The organism is Paraburkholderia sp. PGU19 (genome assembly GCF_013426915.1).
GTDB lineage: Bacteria > Pseudomonadota > Gammaproteobacteria > Burkholderiales > Burkholderiaceae > Paraburkholderia.
In genome coordinates, this window is sequence record NZ_AP023180.1 from 524,557 (window position 1) to 542,630 (window position 18,074).

General features: G+C 59.9%; 11 protein-coding genes and 2 pseudogenes. 9 read left to right on the forward strand and 4 right to left on the reverse strand.

Going from position 1 to position 18,074, the window contains the following annotated elements; all coding sequences use genetic code 11:
* Positions 1-216 precede the first annotated feature (216 nt).
* From H1204_RS19995 to H1204_RS20020, 6 genes and pseudogenes are all read left to right on the forward strand, one after another.
* A complete protein-coding gene (locus tag H1204_RS19995; protein WP_180733239.1) occupies positions 217-1,374 on the forward strand; it encodes a glycosyltransferase family 4 protein in 1,158 nt (385 codons plus the stop codon).
* A gap of 113 nt (positions 1,375-1,487) precedes the next feature.
* Positions 1,488-2,573 carry an acyltransferase gene (locus tag H1204_RS20000; RefSeq protein ID WP_180732395.1) on the forward strand — a complete coding sequence of 362 codons (1,086 nt, stop codon included), beginning with the start codon at positions 1,488-1,490 and terminating at the stop codon, positions 2,571-2,573.
* A 5-nt stretch (positions 2,574-2,578) separates the two neighbouring features.
* Positions 2,579-4,759: a hypothetical protein gene (locus tag H1204_RS20005; protein WP_243468773.1), complete on the forward strand. Its 2,181-nt coding sequence runs from the start codon at positions 2,579-2,581 to the stop codon at positions 4,757-4,759.
* 59 nt (positions 4,760-4,818) lie between these two features.
* The gene (locus tag H1204_RS20010; protein ID WP_180732396.1) at positions 4,819-6,297 is read left to right on the forward strand and encodes a flippase; all 1,479 of its coding nucleotides are present in this window, start codon (positions 4,819-4,821) and stop codon (positions 6,295-6,297) included.
* Positions 6,294-8,716: pseudogene (locus H1204_RS20015) on the forward strand (glycosyltransferase family 4 protein); the annotation flags it as partial. The gene H1204_RS20010 and the pseudogene H1204_RS20015, both read left to right, overlap by 4 nt.
* 185 nt (positions 8,717-8,901) lie before the next feature.
* Complete coding sequence (locus H1204_RS20020; RefSeq protein ID WP_180732397.1) at positions 8,902-10,425, forward strand: mannose-1-phosphate guanylyltransferase/mannose-6-phosphate isomerase; 1,524 nt, start codon at positions 8,902-8,904, stop codon at positions 10,423-10,425.
* Positions 10,426-10,656: 231 nt separating this feature from the next.
* Here the strand turns inward: H1204_RS20020 and H1204_RS20025 are convergent, their stop codons facing one another.
* Entirely contained in the window at positions 10,657-12,027 is a 1,371-nt protein-coding gene (locus H1204_RS20025) for an undecaprenyl-phosphate glucose phosphotransferase (RefSeq protein ID WP_180732398.1), read from the reverse strand.
* A gap of 68 nt (positions 12,028-12,095) precedes the next feature.
* Entirely contained in the window at positions 12,096-13,058 is a 963-nt protein-coding gene (locus H1204_RS20030; protein WP_180732399.1) for a helix-turn-helix domain-containing protein, read from the reverse strand.
* 484 nt (positions 13,059-13,542) lie between these two features.
* On the opposite strand from H1204_RS20030, the gene H1204_RS20035 reads away from it, so the two are divergent.
* Positions 13,543-14,694 (forward strand): porin, encoded by a 1,152-nt coding sequence (locus H1204_RS20035; protein ID WP_180732400.1) that lies wholly within the window; start codon positions 13,543-13,545, stop codon positions 14,692-14,694.
* An 84-nt stretch (positions 14,695-14,778) separates the two neighbouring features.
* Here the strand turns inward: H1204_RS20035 and H1204_RS20040 are convergent, their stop codons facing one another.
* The gene (locus H1204_RS20040; RefSeq protein ID WP_180732401.1) at positions 14,779-15,396 is read right to left on the reverse strand and encodes an NUDIX domain-containing protein; all 618 of its coding nucleotides are present in this window, start codon (positions 15,394-15,396) and stop codon (positions 14,779-14,781) included.
* Positions 15,397-15,497: 101 nt separating this feature from the next.
* Here H1204_RS20040 and H1204_RS20045 point away from each other — a divergent pair, with 101 nt between their 5' ends.
* Positions 15,498-16,253 (forward strand): DeoR/GlpR family DNA-binding transcription regulator, encoded by a 756-nt coding sequence (locus H1204_RS20045; protein ID WP_180732402.1) that lies wholly within the window; start codon positions 15,498-15,500, stop codon positions 16,251-16,253.
* Between the two features lie 12 nt (positions 16,254-16,265).
* On the opposite strand, the gene H1204_RS20050 is transcribed toward H1204_RS20045, so the two are convergent.
* Positions 16,266-16,673: an SRPBCC family protein gene (locus tag H1204_RS20050; protein WP_180732403.1), complete on the reverse strand. Its 408-nt coding sequence runs from the start codon at positions 16,671-16,673 to the stop codon at positions 16,266-16,268.
* Positions 16,674-17,103: 430 nt separating this feature from the next.
* On the opposite strand from H1204_RS20050, the pseudogene H1204_RS20055 reads away from it, so the two are divergent.
* Positions 17,104-18,055 (forward strand): annotated as a pseudogene (locus H1204_RS20055) (peptidoglycan DD-metalloendopeptidase family protein).
* The last annotated feature ends 19 nt before the right edge of the window (positions 18,056-18,074 follow it).

Consider the following 18,074-nt stretch of genomic DNA (forward strand, 5'->3'; position numbering starts at 1 on the left):
GGTGGAAACGAAGTTGCGATTGTCCAACTCCATGATCGACTTTTTGCACCGCGCCGAGCAAATTATTTATTTCGCCAACCAGACACCGTATTGCTAATTTAGTGCGCTCAGCCTGAGGTAGCTGTGTGTAGATATGAATTGATCAAAGAAAACTATGGATAATTGGTTATCCTATATATAAATATTAACATTTAATTAAAAACAAACATGCGCTCGATTTCGTTCTCATGTATCAAGTCGCTGCAAATCGGCATGCACTGGTTTCCCGAGCGCGCGGGCGGTCTCGACCGTATGTATTACTCGCTGATCGGCGCACTGCCCGGCGCACGCGTCGAAGTGCGCGGCGTCGTCGCGGGCTCCGGGCGCGTCGCGCAGGACACAAACGGCGCGATCCAGGGCTTCGGTTCCGCGGCGCAATCGCTGCCGCTTCGCCTGATGGCCGCACGCCGCGCGCTGCGCCGCGAAATTCGCGAGCAGCGTCCCGACGTGATCTCGTCGCACTTCGCGCTGTACACGTTTCCCGGCCTCGACGCGATGCGCGGCATCCCGCAGGTGTCGCATTTTCACGGGCCGTGGGCTGATGAGAGTCACGTCGAAGGCGCGGACTCGCTCGGTCAGCGTGCCAAGCGATATCTGGAGCAGACCGTGTACGCGCGTTCATCGAGGCTGATCGTGCTGTCCGATGCGTTCGGCCGCATTCTGACGTCGCGCTACGGCATTCCCGCCGACCGCGTGCGCGTCGTGCCGGGCTGCGTGAACGTCGACCAGTTCAATCTGCCGCTTACGCAAAACGAAGCGCGGCTGCGTCTGCAACTGCCGCTGGGCCGGCCGATCGTGCTGGCCGTGCGGCGTCTCGTGCGGCGCATGGGTCTCGAAGATCTGATCGACGCCGTGAAGATGGTCAAGCGCCGCAATCCGGACGTGCTGCTACTGATCGCAGGGAAAGGGCGCTTGCAACAGGAGTTGCAGCAACGCATCGACGATGCCGGTCTCGGCGACAACGTGAAGCTGCTCGGCTTCGTGCCGGACGAGCACCTGGCCGCGCTCTATCGCGCGGCCACGATCAGCGTGGTGCCGACCGTGGCGCTCGAAGGGTTCGGGCTGATCACCGTGGAATCGCTGGCGTCGGGAACGCCCGTGCTGGTGACGCCCGTGGGTGGTCTTCCGGAAGCGGTGGCGGGGCTGTCGCAGGATCTCGTGCTGCCTTCGACGGGCGCGGATGCGATCGCCGATGGTCTGGGTAAGGCGCTGGATGGAACGATCAGGCTGCCGGACTCGGATGCGTGCCGGACGTACGCGCGGGCCAATTTCGATAATCCCGTGATCGCGAAGCGGGTCGCCGCTGTTTATTACGAAGCTCTCGCAGACGCCTGACCGATATGAATCCTTCCACTCCAGAGTAGACGCACGCGCCATCTATTGGTGATCGCCTCGCGACACCGTGCATGGCCCATTGACTGCCGCATCAGGCGCATACACGGACGCTCATGACAGCCAGCACCCTGCCCGCCACGCCTTCTCATCACCGACGCATCGTCCAGCTCGACGGCCTGCGCGCGATCGCCGTGCTCGCGGTGTTCGCGCAGCACGCGCTGAAGGCGCCGCTGTGGATGGGTGTCGACCTGTTCTTCGTGCTGAGCGGCTTTCTGATCACGGGCATTCTGCTGGACCGCAAGGCGCGCCAGCAGTCGTATTTCAGCTATTTCTATGCACGCCGCGCGCGCCGCATCCTGCCGCCGTATCTGCTGCTGATGGTGGTGTCGTCGCTGCTGTTCGGCTTCGGCTGGGCGCAGCACTGGGAGTGGTACGCGTTCTTCGCGACGAATATCGGCGATGCGCTCAACCAGAGCGGCCATGACAGCCTGAACGTGCTGTGGTCGCTCGCCGTCGAAGAGCAGTTCTATATTGTCTGGCCGTTCGTGATCCTGCTCGTGCCCGAACGCGCGCTCGGCTATGTCGCGGCCGCGCTGATCGTGCTCGTTCCCGTGCTGCGCGCCGTCGCGACGCCCTGGTTCGATTCGTTCTGGCCGATCTATTACCTGACGCCGTTCCGCATGGATCTGCTCGCAGCGGGCGCGCTGCTCGCCGTCGCCGTGCGGCGCGATGCGAACGCGCTCGCGCCGTTCAGGCTGCTGGCCGTGCTCGGCGTGTGCGTCGCGCTCGCCGTGCTTGCGTGGCTGCATCTGCACTATCCGCGTTTTCGCGCGGCCAATACGCCGCTTTCGAATGCCGGGCTGTATAGCGTGTCGCTGTTGCTGTGCACGTCGGTTGTCGTGATCGCGCTGCAGAGCAAGGGCATCGTCAAGCGGGTGTTGTGCAATCCCGTGCTCGTCTATATCGGCACGATCAGCTACACGATCTACCTGATCCACCTGAGCGTTCTCTACGCGCTCTGGCCGCTGCATTACAACCGCTACGTGACGGCCGCGCTCGCGCTCGCGATCACGCTGGTTTATGCAAGCGCATCGTGGTTCGGCTTCGAGCGCCGCCTGATTCATGGCAGCGCGACGCGTGGCCAACGGGCCGACGCCGCGTTGCATGCGACACGCGAAGCATCGAGGACGAGCGCTTGAAACCGTTGCAGAAGGTCGTGACATGCGCGCTACTTTCCAACGCAGCTTTCGTGCATGCGTTCGCCGAACCCGCGCTGAACGTGCAGACGTCATGGATCGGCAATACCTTCGGCTACGGCGACGGCGCGTGGACGCAGATCAACATCACGGCGCTCGCCGTGTCGCCCGACGGCAAGGTCTATACGAACGCACCATGGGACGAGAGCGGCGCGGAAGCGAGCGTCTATCAGAACGGCAAGATGCTCGGCTTCGCGGGCGGCACGCACGGCTGGGGTAACAGCGGCGGCAACGCGATCGCGATCAACAAACGCTATGCGTACGTGGCTGTCGGCGTCGGCAACGAGAAGGGACATCTCGTCGGGCAGGGCGTGTGGCCGGACAAGGGTCGCCAGTGGTACGGCATCTCGCGGCGTGAGATCGGCGATACGAAGCGCGTCGCCGCGTTCCAGGCCGCTGTGAGCAGCATCGATCCGCATGCGAAGGCGGCCGCCGCGTTCGCGATGGTCAACGACGTGCCCACGGGTACGCGCGGCGACATCAACGGGCTCGCTGCGAGCGACACGACGCTCTACGCGTCGAACACGTCGCAGAACCGCATCGAGGTGTACGACGCCGAATCGATGCAGCGCAAGGCGCAATGGAGCGTGCCGGCACCGGGCCGCATCGCGCGCGCGGGCGACGACACGCTGTGGGTGCTGACCGACACGCTCGGCGACAAGCCGAAAGTCGCGCACCTGGATGCAAACGGCCAGCGTCTGAAAGACGAACTGCCGCTGCCCGCCGACACGGTCGCCGTCGATATCGCCGTCGATCCTCAGGGCCGCGTGCTGATCGCCGATAACGGCCCGCGCCAGCAGGTGCTGTTCTTAAGCAAGCGCGACGGCGGCTATGCGCTGACCTCGACGCTCGGCGAGCGCGGCGGCATCTTCTCGGGCGTCGCGGGCAAGCCGGGACCACAGCGCTTCAACGGACTCACGGGCGTAGGCGTGGATGCGCGCGGCAACATCTACGTCTCGACCAATGGCATCGGTCCGCGCTTCGAGCCGACGGGAGCGGGCCTCGGCGCGACGCTCGAAAGCTATGCGCCCGACGGCAGGCGCGTGTGGCAGGTGGAAGGGCTGCTGTTCGTCGATGGCGCGTGGATGGACCCGTCGCGGCCCGACAGCGTCTATACGGGCAACAAGCGCTTCACGCTCGATCTGTCGAAGCCGGCGGGCCAGCAATGGACCTACGCGGGCTTCCTGACGAACCGCTTCAGGTATCCCGACGATCCCGTCTTCAACACCGACCAGTGGCCGGGCCTGCCCATCGCCCGCAAGCTGAAAGGCCGCACGTTCCTGTTCCTCACGGACATGTACGCGGACCATCTGAAGATCTATCGCTTCGACGGCGGCCGCGACGGCGAGACGGCGACGCCATCGGGCTTTATCGCGGGCCGCGAGCGCGCCGTGCTGAAGGTGCCGAACGCGCCGAAGGGCGGCGACTGGATCTGGCGCGACAGCAATGGCAACGGCCGCTTCGACGCCGACGAGTTCACGCCGAACACGACGGGCACGCACCTCGCGGGCGGCTGGGGCTGGTGGGTCGACACCAACGGCGACATCTGGCGCGCGCGCGATTCGAAGGGCATCAACCGCTTCCGGTTCGGCGGTCTCGATGCGAAGGGCAACCCCGTCTACTCGTACGCGGACATGACTTCATACCCCGTGCCGCAACCGTTCAGCGAAATCAAACGGGCGATCTACGACCCGCAGACCGATTCGATGTATGTGACGGGCTACACGGCCGAAGCGCCTTTCGACCGTGGCTTCTGGAAGGAAGTGGGCCGCGTGATGGTGCGCTACGACAAGTGGTCGAGCGGCAACCCCGTCGCGCGCTACACGCTGCCGCTGCCGTGGGACACGAAAGCAAAACCCGTCTCGACGCTGATCGGCCTCACCGTCGAAGGCAGATACGTGTTCGCCGTCGAGCCCGTTGGCACCATGCACGTCTACGACAAGGACACGGGCACGCCCGTCGGCACGATGCAACCGGGGCCCGAGGTGGGCCACGCATCGGGCTGGGTCGACGTGCCCAACGGCATCAGCGCATATCGCCGCGACGATGGCGAGTACCTCGTGTTCGTCGAGGAAGACGCGCGCGGCAAGGTGGTGATGTACCGCTGGAAACCGGCATCGAAAACATAAGCACGACGCCTCTCCACCCACACGCTACCCAAACCTATGACTGACCAGAAAGGCATCCGATGGATAAAGGCATCCTCAGAAACGTAGTGATCAACCTGATCGGGCTGGTGTTGCCGACGTTTGTATCGCTCGTCACGGTGCCGTCGTACATCAAGCTGCTGGGCGTCGAACGCTACGGCGTGATCAGCCTCGTCTGGACGCTGATCGGCTACTTCAGCATTCTCGATCTCGGCATGAGCATGGCTGCGCAGAACCACATCTCGAAGGCGCGTGCATCGAACGACGAGCAGGCGTGCGAGCAGGTGTTCTGGAGCGCGACGTGGTTGAACCTGGCGACGGGCATCGTCGGCGGGCTCGTCATCTACTTCGGCGCGGCGCTCTATACCGCGTATTTCTCGAAGGTGTCGCCCGAACTGCAGCACGAGGTCTATATGGCGCTGCCGTGGCTCGCGGTGGCGATTCCGCTCGCGAACGTGTCGTGGGTGTTCGCGGGCGCGATCAACGGCGCGGAACGCTTCGGCATCTACAACACGAACCAGACGCTCGGCACGTTCCTGTTCCAGCTGCTGCCGCTCGCCGCCGCATGGATGATGGGGCCGACGCTGCAGAACGTGCTGGCGGCGGCTGTGGTCGCGCGCATCATCTTGGCTATTCTGCTTGGACGCTCAGCGTTGATCGTGCTCGGCATCGGGCGCGCTCAATTACCGCAATTGACCATTGCAAAGGAACTTTTCAATCTCGGCGGCTGGATGCTGATTGCGAGCATCTCGGGGATGGTCTCCGAATCGCTGGACCGCGTGATGCTCGGCACGAGTCTAGGCGCGCGTTTCGTTACGTACTACACCGTGCCGCAGAACGTTGTCACACGATTGAACATTTTGCCGAATGCAATGGCGCGCACGCTGTTTCCGCGCCTGTCGGCAGTGGGCCGGGACGACGCCGACGTCATCATGCGGCAGTCGCTCGAATTCCTGAACGGTGTGTTCACGCCCATTGCGCTCGTTGCGATCATCGTGCTGGAACCGTTCCTGCATGCGTGGGTGGGCAACGAAGTCGCCGATGCGGGCGGTCCCGTGGGCCGCATCCTGATCATCTCCGTGTGGCTCGTCGGTCAGGCGAACCTCGCGCGCATTCTCATCCAGTCGCAGGTGCATCCTGCGACAGCCGCGCGCCTCGGCCTGTTCGAGCTGCCTTTCTTCGCGGGCGCACTGTGGTTCGGCATTGCGCATTTCGGCCTGACGGGCGCGGCGGTCGTCGTGGCCGCGCGCGGCCTGTTCGACTACGTGGCGCTGCTGAAACTGTCGGCCATTCACGCGCGTCCGATCGTGCTCGACATGCTCGCGCATCTCGCTTTTCTGGTGGGCACGTTGTGGCTCGCCACCTTGCTCTCCAGCCTGCCGATGGCCATTGCCGCGGGCGCGCTCATCGTGAGCGCGAACGTCGCGTGGTCGCTCACGATGACCCCTGCATTGCGCGATCTTGCGCGTTCGCTGCTTGTGCGTCTGAAGTTGCGACTCAATCCGAGGAATAGCGCATGAACCACGATATCGTTGAAGAAGACCTGCTGCGTCCCACGCCCGTGACGCGCGATGCGGGCCGCGATCTCATCACGACCACGCCCGTTGGCAGGCCGCCCGCAAAACGGCGCGGCGCGCGCAGCGTCGGGCCCGTGCGGGTTGCCATCATTCACGACTGGCTCGTCACCTATGCGGGCGCCGAGCGTGTGCTCGAACAGATCGTCGCGTGTTTTCCGGAGGCGGACATCTTCAGTCTCGTCGACTTCCTCGACGACCGCACGTTCCTGCGCGGCAAGTCCGTGACGACCTCCTTCATCCAGAAGCTGCCGAAGGCGCGCACGAAATACCGCAGCTATCTGCCGCTGATGCCGCTCGCGATTGAACAGCTCGACGTGTCCGCGTACGACGTCGTGATCTCGAGCAGTCATGCCGTCGCGAAGGGCGTGCTGACGGGGCCGGACCAGGTGCATATCAGCTACGTGCATTCGCCTATCCGCTACGCGTGGGATCTCCAGCATCAGTATCTGCAGCAGTCGAAGCTGACGAGCGGCCCCAAGTCCGCGCTGGCGCGGATGATCCTGCATTACATGCGCAACTGGGATATCCGCACGTCGAATTCCGTCGATGCGTTCGTCGCGAACTCCGAGTTCATCTCGCGACGCATCCACAAGGTTTATCAGCGCGATTCCGAAGTGATCTTTCCGCCCGTCGACGTCGAGTCGTTCTCGCTATGCGAAGAGAAGGACGACTTCTATCTGACGGCCTCGCGCATGGTGCCGTACAAGAAGATCGACCTGATCGTCGAGGCATTCGCGCGGATGCCGGAGCGCAGGCTGGTCGTGATCGGCGACGGCCCCGACATGCAGAAGGTGCGCGCGAAGGCGACACCGAACGTGCAGATCATGGGTTATCAGCCGTTCAACGTGTTGCGCGATCACATGCGCCGCGCGAAGGCGTTCGTGTTCGCAGCGGAAGAGGACTTCGGCATTTCGGTGGTGGAAGCGCAGGCGTGCGGCACGCCCGTGATTGCGTACGGCAAGGGCGGGGCGCTCGAAACCGTGCGCGACCAGTACGAGTCGCATCCGACGGGGATTTTCTTCAACGAGCAGACGGCCGATTCGATCATCGGCGCGATCGAGGATTTCGCCGACGATCCCGCGCGAATGCCGAGCGTTTTTCGATCCGGCATTTCCGCGAGCGCTTCTTCGGCTTCGTGCGCGAAACGGTGCCTGCGCTGCAGGGGGCGACGCTGCCTGTGGATGAACCGCCCGCGAAGGTGAGCGAACCGAAACCGGCATCGGGCGCGTTGCGCGTGCTTGCGATCGATCAGAGCGGCGTGATGGGTGGCGCCGAACTGTCGCTGCTGGAAGTCGTGAAGGCGCTCAAGGCGCGTGTGCAGGTGGTGCTGTTCGACGACGGACCGTTTCGTATGGCGCTGCATCGCGAAGGCGTGGCCGTCGATGTACTCGATCCCGGCGCGACGCGCGACATCCGCAAGCAGGGCGGCACGCCGCCCATCGCGAAGGCGGTGAAGGGCGTGGCATCACTGGTTCGCGCGACGGTCGCGCGAGCCCGGCAGAGCGACGTGATCTATGCGAACACGCAGCGGGCGATGGTGATTGGCGCGATTGCGGGACGCTTTGCGCGGCGCCCTGTGGTCTGGCATCTGCGCGATATCGTTAGCCCCGAGCATTTCGGCAGCAAGCAGCTTGCGATCATCAAATGGTGCGCGAAACTGGGTCTGGCGCATGTGATCGCCAATTCGGCGGCTTCGGCGCGTGCGTTTGCCGAGCTGACCAGTTTTGGCGACAAGCGCATCGATGTGGTGTTCAACGGCATTTCCTCTGCACCGTTCAGTGCGTTGCGGGATACGCCGCAAAGCGTGCTGCGTGCGCGGCTGAAGCTGCCGCAGGATGCGTTTCTTGTCGGCTCGTTCAGTCGTCTTGCGCAGTGGAAGGGGCAGCATGTGTTGCTTGAGGCAATGGTGCTCAATCCGCAGATGCATGCGGTTCTGGTGGGCGCGCCGCTGTTTGGCGAAGATGCTTACGAGGCGCGGTTACGTGAGTTTGTTGCATCGAATGGGCTTGAAGGACGGGTGCATTTTCTTGGGTTTCAGGATGATGTGGCTGCGTGCATGTGTGCCGTCGATGTGGTTGCGCATACGTCGATTACGCCAGAGCCGTTTGGCCGTGTGATCGTTGAAGGGATGCTGGCGCGGCGGCCAGTCGTGGCGGCACGTGCCGGTGGTGTGGTTGAGATCATCGACGATGGTGTGAATGGGGTGATGTGTACGCCAGGCGATGCGCATGCGCTGGCCGATACGCTTGCTGAGTTGAGGTCGGATCAGGCGCTGCGCGACCGGCTTGTTGCGCGTGGGTATCAGACCGCGGTGCGGAAGTTTGGGACCCAGGCGTATGTCGAAGGCGTGGAGAGGATTCTTGCGAATGTGGCGGCTAAACGCTCAATGCTCGCTGACGACCAATGCACACAACAACGATCCGATAGGGCGTCATGCAAATGTTGTCGCTCAATAGATCATGATCTAACACGATACCTCGACAAAAATACTTGAACGTTTGCGTACAACAATACCCACACGCGATTTTTACATTTAGGGAGTATCTCATGGCTGAATCATTCGAATTGCAGATCGATCAGCAACCATTGGAGAAAAGCGGACTATCTGACACGTCGCTTCAAGTCCATTCTGTGATTCTTGCTGGTGGATCAGGCACTCGGCTATGGCCGGTGTCTCGCGAGCAATGCCCCAAGCAATTGATCGCCCTGATCGGAGACGATTCATTACTCCAGTCAACAACACGTCGATTGGACGGATTCGAATCCAGCTATCAGGTTGCTCCCCGACTGATTGTCGTGTGTAACGAAGAGCATCGTTTTACCACTGCGGAGCAACTAGGGGCGAGCGGAAGGCAATACAAACTGATGCTCGAACCGGTGGCACGAAATACCGCACCTGCGCTAACTGTTGCAGCACTCTCGATCATCGAATCTGACGGAGACGGCATCATGGTTGTGATGCCGGCGGATCACGCGTTTGGTGATATTGGAGGCTTCCAGGCTGCCGTCGATGTGGGCGTCATGCATGCAGCGAAGGGCCATCTTGTTGCGCTTGGCGTAGTGCCTACATCCCCGGAAACTGGCTATGGATATATCCGACTCGGTGATGCGCTGACGGGCGACGACGTGACGAGCGCTCGCTGGCTGGATGGGTTCGTGGAAAAGCCTGTTCTGGACGTTGCAAGGCAGTATGTTGAGTCGAACGAATACTTGTGGAACAGTGGGATCTTTATTGTGCGCGCATCGGTATGGGTCAAGGCTGTGAAACTGTGCCAACCAAAGATCTATACCGCGTGTAGTAAAGCATATGAGCAAGGTGTTTCTGACGGATCGTTTGTACGATTAGACTACGAAGCATTCAAATCGTCCCCGTCGGATTCGATCGACTACGCGATTATGGAAAAGTTGGGAAACAATAGTTCGGTCTGCAGCAGCGTTGTCGTTCCGGTATTAGCGGGATGGTCTGATCTGGGCTCATGGGATTCCCTTTGGAAAATCATGCCAAAGGATGAAAGCGGCAATGTAAGCCAGGGCGGAGCAGTCATGTTTGAAGGCGCATCGTCGACATTTGTACGCTCGGAACGACGGTTCGTCGCATGCGTGGGCACACGTGACCTTGTCGTCGTGGAAACGGACGACGCCGTGCTTGTGGCTGACAGATCCTCTGTACAGGATGTGAAGAAGGTTGTTGATCGAGTGCGAAGCGAGCGTCACACACTGGCCGTCAATCATCGAAAAGCGTATCGTCCTTGGGGGCACTACGATTCAATCGACAACGGCGATCGATTTCAGGTCAAGCGAATCGTTGTGAATCCTGGGGCCAAACTGTCACTGCAAATGCATCATCATCGCGCTGAACATTGGATAATCGTGCGCGGTACGGCGCTCGTAACTCGGGGCGAAGAAAGTTTCATGCTGTCAGAGAATGAATCGACCTACATCCCGCTTGGTGTTACTCATCGTCTTGAGAATCCAGGACGAATACCGCTTGAGATCATTGAGGTGCAGTCCGGAGCGTATCTGGGCGAAGACGATATTGTTCGCTTTGAAGATACGTACGGCCGCGGTTAGGTACGTCTCACTGCAGGTGAACGCCCAGGCACACGGGCTATGGCCGGTATGCCTGGGCCCTATAGATACTGGATGACAATCGTCAGTCGCTCTTCATGCTGAAGTGCTTTGTATCGTTTTTCCATGGCAACACCTTATGCGAGCCAGGGCGTTGTGCTTCGAACTTGAGAACTCGTCCCGGAAAAGAGAAGGCATTGGATTATGTTGAAAGTCATGGATTATTCGAAAATTTTAGTAAGCCGCTTTTCCTGAAAAACCTTTGATCATGGTTAGCGCGATGATCTTTATATCCATCCAGAATGACCTATTCTGAATATAATAGGCGTCCAGTTTCACCCGCCCTTCCATTTTTTCGAGTCGCGCGGTTTCGCCGCGAAAACCGTTGATCTGCGCCAGTCCAGTAATGCCGGGCTTTATACGATATCGAAACATATAATCTTGGACCAGGTCTTTGTAATATTCGTCGTGCTCGACCGCATGTGGACGAGGTCCGACCACCGACATGTCACCGCTCAAAACATTCAGAAATTGAGGTAGTTCGTCGAGACTGGTGCCGCGCAAGAATCGTCCAATTCTGGTGACACGAGCATCCCCCTTTTGCGCTTGAACGATAGTCCCTGGTATATCCGCTCCTTCATACATTGTTCGAAATTTATAGATTGAGAATACATGTCCATTCATTCCCTTTCTGTACTGTCGGAAAAGAACAGGCCCTGGGGAAGACACTTTCACGGCGACCGCAATGGCGACGAGTAGAGGCGAAAGGCACGATAGTGCACACAAGGCGAAGATGCGATCAAAGACCTCCTTTGCAACCGTGCTCCAGCCGCGTTCCGGAGATACCTTAAGGTTTAGAAGGGGAATGCCACGATAATCACCGACATAGGACTTTATGGGTCCACATTCATCCAATAGTGGAAGGACACGGATATTGACGAATTCGTGCTTGAATTCATGAAGTAGAGGTTCAATCGGAACGGGGCGGAACGGGGAGTTCAGGACCCAGATTTCCCGCAGTTTTTCGGTCCGAACAACATCAACTAGCGATTGAAACTTGTGGACAACCGGAATACGATCGATCAGCGTATCTCGCGTAAGTGATGGATCGAAGATCAACTCCGCTGTGAATGTGTCCCGCGTTTGAATGGCAATGCGTTCAATGAGTTTGCCATTGGCACCCGATGGTGCGACTATGGCGATCCGGGAGGGGGAGAACCACCAGGAATGGAAAAGGATTGGTAGTGCTTTAATCACACATCGACCCGCGATAAGTGCGCACGCGGCCATGACTGTCCACCAAAGAAGCCAAATGTTTCGGAGGGCGGCGCCGGGGTAAAGATTAGACAGAATAGCGAGAACGAGTTGAGCTGCGAGCCATGCAGCCAGTGTCCGCGTTGTGCTTACGATTGCAGAATCGTTTCGAAAAGGTTGATAGACCTTTGTCAATTGAAACGTGATAAACGGTAGTGTCAGACCTAGGATGCCTAATAAAGCATCGACGTGTGAAAAGTCAACTTTATCGTGAAACACGATGTTCTGTGAGACATATGCAGCGCTGGCAATGCAGATAAAATCGGTAGCTTTTGAAATGGGTGTAAGCATCGCGGGTATCACGAAAGAAGCAATGAAAGGACACACCTTTTAGCTAGTGCGGGACGGATGTCACGTCCTCAAACCAACCGGTTCCGATACTCCGTCGGCGAAATATCCCAAATCTGTCGAAAGAGTCTTGCAAGACATTCCCCACTCGTCAGTCCACAGCGCCGAGCAATCTTGTCGACCGGTAAGTCACTTGATGTAAGCATGGCCGCAGCCAGTTCAACACGTGACCGTCGCAGATGCTCGGACGGCTTCACGCCCATTTCCGCTCGAAAATGCCGCAAATACGAGCGGTCGCTCATCCCTGCCGTCTGCGCGGCGACGGTAATCGAAATCGGCCTATCGCAGTTGCGCGTGATCCACCGCGCGCTCTCGTGAATCTTCTCCTTGATTGACTTGGCGCCATTCGCTGCGATCGCATTGAATTCCGGCAATCCGGTATGAGGAAGATGTTCGAGCACTTGTCGCAACACGGACAAGCCAAAGTCCTGCCTGATCAATCCAAGCGCGTGCCGCACCGCAGGTCGCGATGCATGATCGGATGTGTTGTTGCCTGTCGGATCGACAGGTTGGAGGTCACCGGCAGAAGTGTGGACGGACTCGCTGATGCCACCCAGCGAAGCATCGCTGTTTCCAATAACAAAAACCTCATCAATCTGTGACATCGTCCCGCGAAGCCATTCACTGAACTTCACATCTCTTGTAACGTCCACAGCCATTTCTCCGCTCGCGACGAAGACCGCCCGAGCGGCGCAAAACTGCTCAGCCGGTTGTGTCAACACGTCGATGCGCGCTGAACTGGACACACAACCTCCGTGGCTCGAAACAAAAACGGTCCTGTAGCGAGGCATGTCATCACGCCCACCATCCAGGACCTGATTCGCCTTGTCGAATACGTCGGCGACTTCCACTGCCGGCAACATCGAAAACCCATCGAAAACGAAGATCCCGATAACGTGAGTACCAACGCTCGGCGTCTGGTAGGAAACAGATCGGTTCGGATTACGCGAAACCTCGTGGTAAGTCGTTTTCATCAATGCCTCCCGGTCGCGTATCGGTGAGCCTTGGCGCGAAGCGTAGTTGAGCATTGAGACGAATGATTCGGTTCGAACCTCCGTCACTTTCTTAAGCACGCGCCACATAGAGGCGCAGAGGATACGAAGACCTTTCGGCACCTCCTATCGGACAATTCCGATTTACGATGTAGAAGTTTCGTGAAGGAGAGCTTTAGCGAAAATACGCGAAGAGATCTCGAACCTCCCCGACAGACCCACTCAATCGCACGAATTGATGCACCATTCGTGGGCATTTCACAACGATTTTCAACACTGCCCTGACTTCAACTAGACGACGCGATTGCGCTCGGGCAGCATCACGTCCGTTGCACGCACCCCTGACCAGAAGTGCGTGCAAACAAAAACGTCGCAAAGCTGCATAAATAGTAAGCATGCCGAACAAAAAGCGTTAAATCCAGAGCACAAACCAACCACCATATCTACCAAAATCGGAGATCGTCCAATGAAGAAACAGGTCATCGCGCTGGCCGCTACAGCCGCCTTCACCGCTCCCGTTTTCGCGCAAAGCAGCGTCACGCTGTATGGCGTGATCGACGAAGGCGTCAACTATACGAATAGCGTCGGCGGCCATAGCGTCGTCGAATTGCAAAGCGGCTATGCACAAGGCAGCCGTTGGGGCCTGAAAGGCGCGGAAGATCTGGGCGGCGGCAACAAGGCGATCTTCCAGCTCGAAAACGGCTTCGACCTGAATAGCGGCCGTCTGGGGCAGGGCGGCCGCATGTTCGGCCGTCAGGCGTACGTCGGCGTGTCGAACGACCGCTTCGGTACGGTCACGTTGGGCCGCCAGTACGATTCCGTCGTCGACTACCTCGCACAAACGACGTCGAACGGCAACTGGTCCGGCTATCTGTTCTCGCACCCGTTCGATAACGACAACACGGACAATTCGTTCCGCGTCAACAACACGGTCAAGTACGCGAGCCCGGACATCGCCGGCTTCCAGTTCGGCGGCACGTATAGCTTCAGCAACGACGTGAATTTCGCCAACAACCGTCAGTACAGCTTCGGCGCGCAATACGCGACGGGCGGCCTGTTGCTCGCCGCGGCCTACCTGCAGGCGAACAACACGGGCGCAACGTCGAGCGGCGCGATCGCAACCAACGACGCCAGCTTCTTCGCCCAGCGCATGCGTGTATTCGGCGGTGGCATCAACTACACGTTCGGCTCGGCAACGGTGGGCTTCGCCTACACTAACTCGGACTATCACAACCCGACAGGCAATGGCTATCTCGGCACGCCGGGCGCGATCGTCTCGGCAGGCTCGACGCTCAATCGCCTGCGGTTCCAGAACTTCGAACTGAATGCGAAGTACCAGTTGACGCCCGCGTTCTATGTCGGCGGCGAGTACGTGTACACGCTGGAGAACTACGATTCATCGACGGGCAGCGTCAAGCCGAAGGTCCATACGGTCGGCCTGATGGCGGACTACAACATCTCCAAGCGCACGGACTTCTACGTGCAGGGCGTGTACCAGAAGGTCGCGGGCGACAAGACTAATTCGATCATGGACAACGCGTTCATTCTCGGCACGCAGGCTCCGTCGTCGACGTCGAACCAGCTCGCGTTCCGTGCAGCGATTCGCCACAAGTTCTGATTACGCGATGTAGCAAGCGACATTCGTGTCGTGAGATTTCCACGCATTCCCCGTCGCGCTTCATCTGAAGCCCGACGGGTTTTTTTATTCGCGCATTTCGTTCTCCGCTGCGCATTCATTCACAAACAGATGAAGCGCCGCGTATTGCAGCAACATAATGGTCTTGCCGTCCATGATCTCGCCGCACGCGACCATCGCTAGTGCATCGTCGAAGGGCAGTTCGAGTACTTCGATATCTTCGCCCTCGTCAGCGATTCCGCCCCCACGGCTGATGGGCGTATCGGCATCGTATTCGGCGACAAAGAAATAGAGCTTCTCGGTCACCGAACCCGGACTCATGAACGCCTCGAACACCTTGCGCACGCGCTCCACGCGATAGCCGGTTTCCTCTTCGACTTCAGCGCGAATCCTTTCTTCCGGCGATGCCTCTTCGAGCAGACCAGCAGGCGTTTCGATCAACATCCCTTCGTGTCCATTGACGAATGCAGGCAACCGAAACTGCCGCGTCAGCACGACGGTCCGTCGTCGCGGATCGTAGAGCAGCAACGTCGCGCCGTTGCCGCGATCATAGGTCTCGCGGCTCTGTCGCTGCCAGCTGCCGTCGCCACGCTGGAAATCAAAGGACGTCTTCTTCAATAGGTACCAGTCGTCGGACAGCACCTGCACATCGACGATACGCACACGCTCAGCCGTTTTAGCCATGAATCCTCCTTGTCTCGAACGAATTCATGGTATCGTGCAGATTCGTGCAATATCAAGAAATTTCGTGCAATTCCGAAAACACGGCGCGACCAGACAAATAGATGCTGACTTCCCAACGTAAGAATCTGATTCTCGACGCGCTTCAGCGCGACGGCCAGGTGCTCGCCAAACCGCTGAGCGAGGCATTCGGCGTCTCGGAAGACACGGTGCGCCGCGACCTGCGCGAGCTTGCCGCAGAGGGCAAACTGCAGCGCGTCCACGGCGGCGCATTGCCTTCATCGCCGGCTGTGGCGAATCTCGCGGGGCGCCAGGCGATCGGCTCGGAAGCGAAGGCGGCGATCGGCCGGGCCGCCGCGCGGATGATCGCGCCGGGCCAGATCGCCTTTATCGACGGCGGTACGACTGCCGTCCAGTTGGCGCGCCATCTCCCCGCCGACCTGCGGGCGACGATCGTGACGCACAGTCCGAGCGTCGCCGTCGAACTCGCGGCGCACGACGCGCTGGAGGTCGTGATCATCGGCGGGCGGCTGTTCCGTCATTCGATGGTGGCGGTAGGGGCGGCCGCGATCGAAGCGCTCGGCCACATCCGCGCCGATCTGTACTTCATGGGCGTGACGGGCGTTCATCCCGAGGCGGGATTGAGCACGGGCGATCTCGAAGAGGCGTACGTGAAACGCGCGCTGGTGGCGCGCGCGGCCGAGACGGTCGTGCTCGCATCGTCGGAAAAGTTGAATGCGGCTTCGGCATACATGATTGCGGGCATCGACGCGGCAAGCACGATCATCGTCGAGAAGGGCGCGCCCGCGTCGACCACCGCGCCATTCGAAGCGCTCGGCGTGACGATCGTGCGCGCGTGAATCGAGCGGACTTTATTGCTGCTCGAGAAAGCGCTTCAGTTCAGCGAGATCGCGTTCGACCCACTGTGCGTCTGCGGCGAATTGCGCGTCGCTCATGCCCGCTGTCCGAAACAGCGTAAACAGTACTTCGCTGCCTTCGCGGTTCGCGATCACGCGCATCGGTATATAGATCTCGTCTCCCTGTCCGGTGCTCACATAGTGATCAAGCACGCCATACGGATTGCGCGGCGTAAAGCGGACGTCGACGGGTTTGCCGTCCGCGCTTTCGAAAGTCCATTGCGTGCCTTCGCCGCGAAGCGGCTTGCCGAGTCCCGACGCCCACTGCGCGAAGGACAGCGGATGCTCCATGAACGCGTACACCTCGCGCGAGTCGCGCGCGATCGCCACGCTGATCGTTTTCGATTCGCTAATGTCGGCCATTGACGTCTCCATGTTGATGCAGCGGTGGGGTGCGTCTCAAGTTTCGCGCGCACCGTGCCGATATGAGATAGAGCGGCTTTATGACGCGTGGTTTAAAAGGCAATCGATAGGCTGCCGATCTACATCCCAACCACCGGAAATTACCGCGATTAAACATTTTGTATCAGAGTGTTCGCGCGCCGCGTTTTCCCGCGCCTGCACTTTACAATGCGGCTTTAATTTAGAAGGCTATTCCGACCCTTTAGCGGAAGATCGCATCAGATATGACGCGGCTCCGGGCGAGATGACGGATTGGCCCCGGCAACGCGCCGGACAGTTGAGGCCGCAACGAGGCGGCATGCTGCGCGCCTCCCCGTGGGTGTCTTTCGACATCCGCTGATTGGGCGAGCCGCACGCATCCGGTCTTTGAACGAATCATGCGGGAGAGCATATGTCGAAGAATGGATTCGACAGGACCTGGGCCAGTTTTGCGAGCTTCACGCTCGCCTTGATGTTGGGCGCCTGCGCGCATGTCGGCGAGCAGGATGCGAACAGGAACGACGCGGCACCGGCCGCGCAGACGGCAGCCGATCCGGCGCCCGCAGCGCCTGCGACCCAGATGGTCGCGCAGCCGGTTCCGCCCGTCGTCTATAAGGTGCGTCGCGGCGATTCGCTGGCGCGCATCGCGCGCAGCCACAACGTCACGGTCAAGCAAGTTGTCGCCTGGAATCATCTGAAGCCGTCCTCGCGCTTGCATATCGGGCAGGCGCTGAACGTCTCGGCGCCGGATGCGGTGAAGATGGTCGCCGTTCCGAACGGTCCAGCCGGTCCGGCTCCGGCGCAGGGCGCGACGCCGCCCAACGCAAATGGCGCCGCAGCGGCTTCGAGCGCATCGGGCAGCACGGCAAGCGGTGCTGCCAGCAACACGAGCGGCACTTCAAACACGGCGGCATCGGCACCCGCAACAGCTGCCCCGCGCCGAGCGCTGCCGACACCCGTGAAGTGAATGCCGAACTGGCGCGCCACGCGAAAGGCGTGTCGCTGATCTGGCCGGCGCAAGGCAATGTCGTCGAAGGCTTTCAGGCTGGCGAGACGCGCGGCATCGAAATCGGCGGCAAGCCGGGTGACCCGATCCGTGCGGCCGCCGACGGCAAGGTCATGTACGCCGGCACCGGGTTGAACGAGTACGGCAGTCTCATCATCGTCCAGCACAACAAGGATTTCCTGACGGCCTACGCGCACAACCGCAAGCTGCTCGTGAAGACGGGCGATATCGTGCGCAGGGTCAGCAGATCGCGGAGATGGGCAGCGAGAACAACTCGCGCGTGTCGGTGCTGTTCGAACTGCGCCGCGACGGCAAGCCGATCGATCCGATGCCGTTCCTGCCGCATCAGCGCGGATAAGGCCCGCGTCGGCCTAACC